5 protein-coding genes and 1 pseudogene are annotated in these 5,915 nt (G+C 27.3%); 5 read left to right on the top strand and 1 reads right to left on the bottom strand.

The features are described 5' to 3' along the window. Positions 1-24: 24 nt before the first annotated feature. From BM384_RS14920 to BM384_RS14900, 5 genes are all read left to right on the top strand, one after another. Positions 25-219 (top strand): hypothetical protein, encoded by a 195-nt coding sequence (locus tag BM384_RS14920; protein ID WP_090014767.1) that lies wholly within the window; start codon positions 25-27, stop codon positions 217-219. Positions 220-455: 236 nt separating this feature from the next. Next, a complete protein-coding gene (locus BM384_RS14915; protein ID WP_090014764.1) occupies positions 456-1,031 on the top strand; it encodes a PDC sensor domain-containing protein in 576 nt (191 codons plus the stop codon). Then, positions 1,000-2,523, top strand: coding sequence for a methyl-accepting chemotaxis protein (locus BM384_RS14910; protein WP_207650736.1), 1,524 nt, complete (start codon positions 1,000-1,002; stop codon positions 2,521-2,523). The genes BM384_RS14915 and BM384_RS14910 overlap by 32 nt, the downstream gene beginning before the upstream one ends. A 162-nt stretch (positions 2,524-2,685) precedes the next feature. Beyond that, a complete protein-coding gene (locus BM384_RS14905; protein ID WP_090014760.1) occupies positions 2,686-3,336 on the top strand; it encodes an FMN-dependent NADH-azoreductase in 651 nt (216 codons plus the stop codon). A 222-nt stretch (positions 3,337-3,558) separates the two neighbouring features. Continuing rightward, the gene (locus BM384_RS14900) at positions 3,559-5,580 is read left to right on the top strand and encodes an LTA synthase family protein (RefSeq protein WP_139232143.1); all 2,022 of its coding nucleotides are present in this window, start codon (positions 3,559-3,561) and stop codon (positions 5,578-5,580) included. Between the two features lie 165 nt (positions 5,581-5,745). Here BM384_RS14900 and BM384_RS14895 read toward each other — a convergent pair. Continuing rightward, positions 5,746-5,915 (bottom strand): annotated as a pseudogene (locus BM384_RS14895) (IS5/IS1182 family transposase); the annotation flags it as partial.

The raw sequence follows: 5,915 nt of genomic DNA, 5'->3' as shown, positions 1-5,915 counted from the left end.
TCACGATAGTTGGAGGAATTCAGTATGGAAGAAACAATAAAATATAAATGTACACAATGTGGTATGGAAGAAGATATTCCTAAGGAGGTTGTAGAGTACTTTGATGAGATGGATCAAAGTAATATAGATGAACCCCCTTGTTTTTCGTGCGAAAAATGCGGCGGTATAATGAGACCTGTAAAATATAATGGAGTTTATGGAAAGAAATATCGAGGATAAAGATAAAGCATAGGATTTTGAGCATCCTATGCTTTTAAATTTTTACTTACAACTAAGTTTCCCGAAGGGAGCGTGGCGCAGCCACTTTGTTCTATAAAATACTTTAAAGCTAGTTCCTCATTATTTTTAGCAAAAGTTTATCTGAAAATATATTTAAAATTGAAAAATTACTATAAAGCAAACCTGACAATAATCGACAAAATATATTGAGAATAAAAGGGTACTGGAGGAAAAATATGAATACTATAAAACAAAAACTCTTAATTAGTTTTGGAGCTATTATGAGCATTGTTGTTATATCAATGTCTATTATTACATTTATTATGTCCAAAAATGCTATAAATGATACTGCTATGGGTATAATTCCAGAAGTAGTTTATCAAGCATCAGAAGTAGTATCAAATAAAATACAAATTGATATTCAAAGTATGGAAATTATAGCTGATGAGTTAGAGGATATGGATGATATAAATAAGCAGCTTGAATTATTATCAAAACTTATTGAAGATAATGGTGAATATATATGTATGGGTGTAGCAGATTTAAATGGTGTAACTCATAATACTATGGGAGATACTGAAAACTTTTCTGACAGAGTAGAATTTCAAAGTGCGCTAACAGGAAAGTCAGCATTATCAGAACCTATTTATATAAAAGAATATGATACGATGACATCATTCTTTGCAATTCCAATAAAAGATAGTAAAACAGGGGAAGTAAAAAAAGTATTAACAGCATTTAAATCAGTTGATGATATAACGGATACAGTTACGGATAAGATTGTTGGAAACGGGAAATACAATTATATTTAGTGAAAAAGGAGAAATTTTTGCTGATATAGATAAAGAGCTAGCTCATAATTCAGTTAATTTCATAGAAGAAGCTAAAAGTAATTCGGAGTATACTAGCTTAGCAAAAGCAATTAGTGCTATTATTTCTAATAAATCAGGAGTAGAAGAGTATACTTACAAGGATGAGAAAAAAATTATTGTTTATAATACTATAGAAGGAACTTCTTGGAGGATAGAAATATCTGTTGCTAAAAGTGATGTTTACTCACATTCAACTAAGATCGGATTTTTAATGATAAGTTTAAGTATTGCAGCTATGTTAATTTCAGCAATAGTTATATTTATTGTATCTAATGGTATAACAACTCCTATAAAATCTATAGTTAAAACAATTAAGCAAATTGGAGATGGAGATTTTACAGCAAAAGTTGATGATAGCTTAGTAGCAAGAAAAGATGAAATTGGTACTATAGCCAAATCACTTAATAACTTAAAAGTATCCATTAATACAATGATTACAGAAGTACAAAATAGTGGAGATAAAATTTCTGATAAATCTAAAGAATTAATAGAATTCTTTGATGAACTATCTACTTCTTCTCAAAATATTAATGCTGCTATATCAGAAATAGCTGAGGGTAATAACAAACAATCAGAAGATATAAGTGATATTTCAATTAAAACTAATCAGTTTACAGAACAGTTAGATACTTTATCTGATTATATAAGTGTTGTTAAAAATAACACTATAAGTATAGAAAATAATACAGAATCTTCAAAAGAAATAGTAGAAAACTTAGAAAGTTCAGTTGCAAAATTTGATAAAGAATTTGAAGCCTTTAATAGAGATATAAAAAGATTAGGCGAAGATATGAGTACTGTAAATTCTATTACTAATATAATAAATGATATTTCAGAACAGACAAATCTTTTAGCTTTAAACGCAGCCATAGAAGCTGCAAGAGCAGGAGAAGCAGGAAAAGGCTTTGCAGTAGTTGCTGATGAAATTAGAATATTAGCAGAACAAAGTAAGAATAATGCTGATGAAATTACAAAGATAGTAAATTTATCCTATGATAATTCTAAGGCTATAGTTGAAAAAGCAGAATTCATAACTAATGAATTATCAGAGCAAAATAAGAATATTGAAAATGTTAAAGAAGTTGTAGATGATATAGTTTCTTCAGTAGAGGAAGTTTTACCTGAAATAGAAAAGGTATATAGAGAAATAGAAGATGTTAAGGAAAGTCAAAATGTTATATTATTAAATATATCTAATGCTTCAGCAGTATCAGAAGAAGTATCAACGTCTTCAGAAGAAATATTAGCTTCAAGTAATGAACTTGAGGAAAAAGGATATACTGCTAAGACATTATCTGATGAATTAGAATTAGATATTAAATCAATACAAGAAAAACTTAATAAATTTAAGGTTGATAGTAATAATTTAGAAGAAGTTAATGATAGTGAAGGTTTAGTTGATAAATTATATAAGTCTAGAGTAAACCAATAGATAAAAAGGTATAGATTAATCATGAAATATATGATTTAATCTATACTTTTTTCTTTAACATGAAGTACTGATTATTACAGCCTTTCTTAAATGTAAGTTCTTTTGTACTAAAAAAAATAAATATACAAATACTAATACAAATAAGTTTTGGAGGCATGTACCATGAAGAAGTTATTATATATTAGTGTTAATTCAAAACCAGAGGAATTATCAGCTTCAAAGACTGTTGCAAGGAAGTTCATCAATAGATTTATTGAAAAAAATTCAGATTTTGAAGTTAAGGAGGTTGATTTATATAAAGAACATATTCCTAGGGTTAAATATCAGTATTTTGAAGGAAGAAATGCCATAATAAAAGAAGATGCAGCTAAAAATTTACCTGAAAATGAACAAAAGGAAGTTAAAAAAATAAGAGAGTTATGTGATGAATTTATTAGTGCTAACATGTATGTTATAGCAGCACCTATGTGGAATTTATCTTTTCCAGCGCCTTTAAAGGAATATATAGATTGTATAGTTCAAAGTGAAAAAACAATATCTTTTGAAAAAGGAAAAAAACCTAAAGGACTTCTTAATAATGAATATAGAGCATTAGTATATGTACAATCTTCTGGAGGTAATATTCCTTGGATTTTAGATCCTGTAATAGATAAAGGTGAAAATTACATAAAATCTATAATGAAGACTATAGGAATAGCTTCAATTCAGGAACTTAAAGTAGACAATACAGGAACGCTTCAAGAAGAAAAAAAGGCTGCTATAGAGAAGGCAACAAATGAAATTGATTCTATTATGGAAAGAATAGAATTTTAAAAGAAAATTAAAAGGTTTTTAGTAAAATTTAATAAAAAATTATGTTAAAAAAGATATCATTAATTATTAAAGATATCTTTTTTGATTTCTTTGGTATATAAATCATATTTATTTTTTTGAAAAAACAATGTAAAATAATTTAAATGATAGATTATAAAAGGAGTGGTTAATATCTTAAGTTCAACAAAGGATAAATTCCTTAGCAGTTTTAGTAAAGGAAATATGAAAAGATTTGGAATTACCATATGTATTTGGATTATATCTTCGCTATTTATAACACTAATAGGAGAAATGATATCTCAGAGTTCATATAAAAGCTTTACTGATTTTATAAAAGAATATCCATTAATATTTTTATTAAATTATGCAGAAGTATTAATGATAACATCAATTACATTTTTATTTGCAAAAACAAGAAGTGTTTTATTTTTAATTGAGAGTATTTTGCTACTTACGTATATAGGAAATAAAATGGTTCTTATAATTAGAGGAACACCTGTAGTGTGGGCAGATATGAATTCTTTAAAAGAAGGAATTTATATGGTTAAAAATTATGGGTTAACCAAATATATAATACCATTAGTCCTTATAATTGCACTTATTGTAGCAGCATTTGTTTTTGTTTTTAAGAAAGAAAAGGTTAAATCTAAGTGGAAAGTTTTAAATATACCTGGAATAATCATAGTTATAATTGGAGTATGCATGCCAAAGGCTGCTATGGGATTATGTACTAAGTTTGATAAAAAACCTGAAATTTGTAATTATGATTTAAAATATTCTTATGAAATTAATGGAACATTATATTCATTTATTAATAGTATTTCAGAATTCAGTGTTTCAGCACCAGAAGGTTATTCTGAGGAAAGTATTAATAAAATCTTAGACAAGGTTGAAAGCTATGAAAAAAATCAGGTCCAAGTTAATCAGTATAATGAAAATACTCAGCCAAATGTTATATTTATTCAGCTTGAATCATTTATGGACCCAAATAGGTTTGAAGGAGTAAATATTGATGTAGACCCTATACCTACAATTCATAGTTTAATGCAAAATTATACTAGTGGTACACTGCAAGCTTCATGTTTTGGGGGAGGAACAGTAAGATGTGAATTTGAAACTTTAACAGGTTTTTCAACAGATTATCTTCCAGCAGGTACAATACCTAATAACAATGTTTTAAACGGACAAGCCGTTGATAGTCTTGCAAGGGATTTTAAAGATATAGGTTATACATCATCATTAGTACATAATTATACTGGAGCATTTTATTCAAGAGATACAGCAGTTAATAGTTTTGGATTTGATAACTATATATCAAAAGAATTTATGCGTGTTCCAGATAATTATGGAAGTTATTCATACCCAGAAGATACTCTTAACTTAGATACTGTTAAAGAGCTTCTTGATAATAAAAGTATTCCTCAGTTTATTTATAATGTTACAGTAGAATCACATGGTCCATATTCTAAAGAAGATTATAATGGAGAGTATATGGTTTCAAGTGATACATTAAGCAGAGAAGAACTTAATGAGGTTCAAAATTTCTGCGTTAAACTTAATGGACTTGATAGATATATATCAAAGCTTTTAGATGTTCTTAATGAAACTAAAAGACCAACAGTTTTGGTTATGTATGCAGATCATCTTCCATCATTAGAAATAACTAAAAACATGGACAATAATATTATACAAACTGATACATTTTCAAAAAGTGATAAATATACAACAGAAATTATAGTATGGGATAATATAAAGTCTGAACATACTAAAGAAAATATAGATTTAGAAACTTTCCAAGTTCCATCATATATTTCTAAAAGATATAATCTTCCAGGAACTTTGGCATCAAAACTTTATTATGCATATAAGGATGAAAGTTATGATGAGTATCTAAATGCTTTGCAATTAATTCAGTATGATGCGTTATATGGTGAAAATTATGCACAAAAAGATTTAAATTTACAACTTATAGATACAACTATGGGATTAAAAGATATTTACTTAGAATCTTATTCAATTTATGAAGATACAGTAACACTAAAGGGTGAGAATTTCACTTTATACAGTAATGTTATACAAGGTAATAAGATAATACCAACAGTATATGTTGATCCAAATACTATACAGGTAAAAGTTAGTGATTTGAGTAATGGAGATATAACTGTTGGACAAGTTAGTACTGTAGTTAATTCTGAGAAGATTTTAAGAAAATCTAATACTATAGAGTTTAATAAGAATTCTTAAAATTCGTATTTGATAAGTAATCAGAGCACTAAAAAATGAGGGCACTGAAAAACTTTAAGTTTTTCTAGTGCGCTATTCCAAAATCAAAAAGGAGTTAATTAAACTAATAAATTTTAGTTACATTAACTCCCTTTTTGTTTAGTTTTTTGTGCTTTATTAGGATTTCTATCCTAATAACTTCAATATTCTTTTAACATTTACCGTGAATATTGCTAACGCACCTTGCATTTTCATGGCAATTAGACCTGAAGATGATGCTATATCATATCCATGTCTATGCTTTAATTCACTATTTTTTGCTTCTATTTTATAACGTTCCTTTGATTTTTCTTTAA

The sequence above is a fragment of the Clostridium sp. DSM 8431 genome (assembly GCF_900116755.1).
Classification (GTDB): Bacteria; Bacillota; Clostridia; order Clostridiales; family Clostridiaceae; genus Clostridium.
This window is presented reverse-complemented; position numbering and strand designations above follow the sequence as displayed.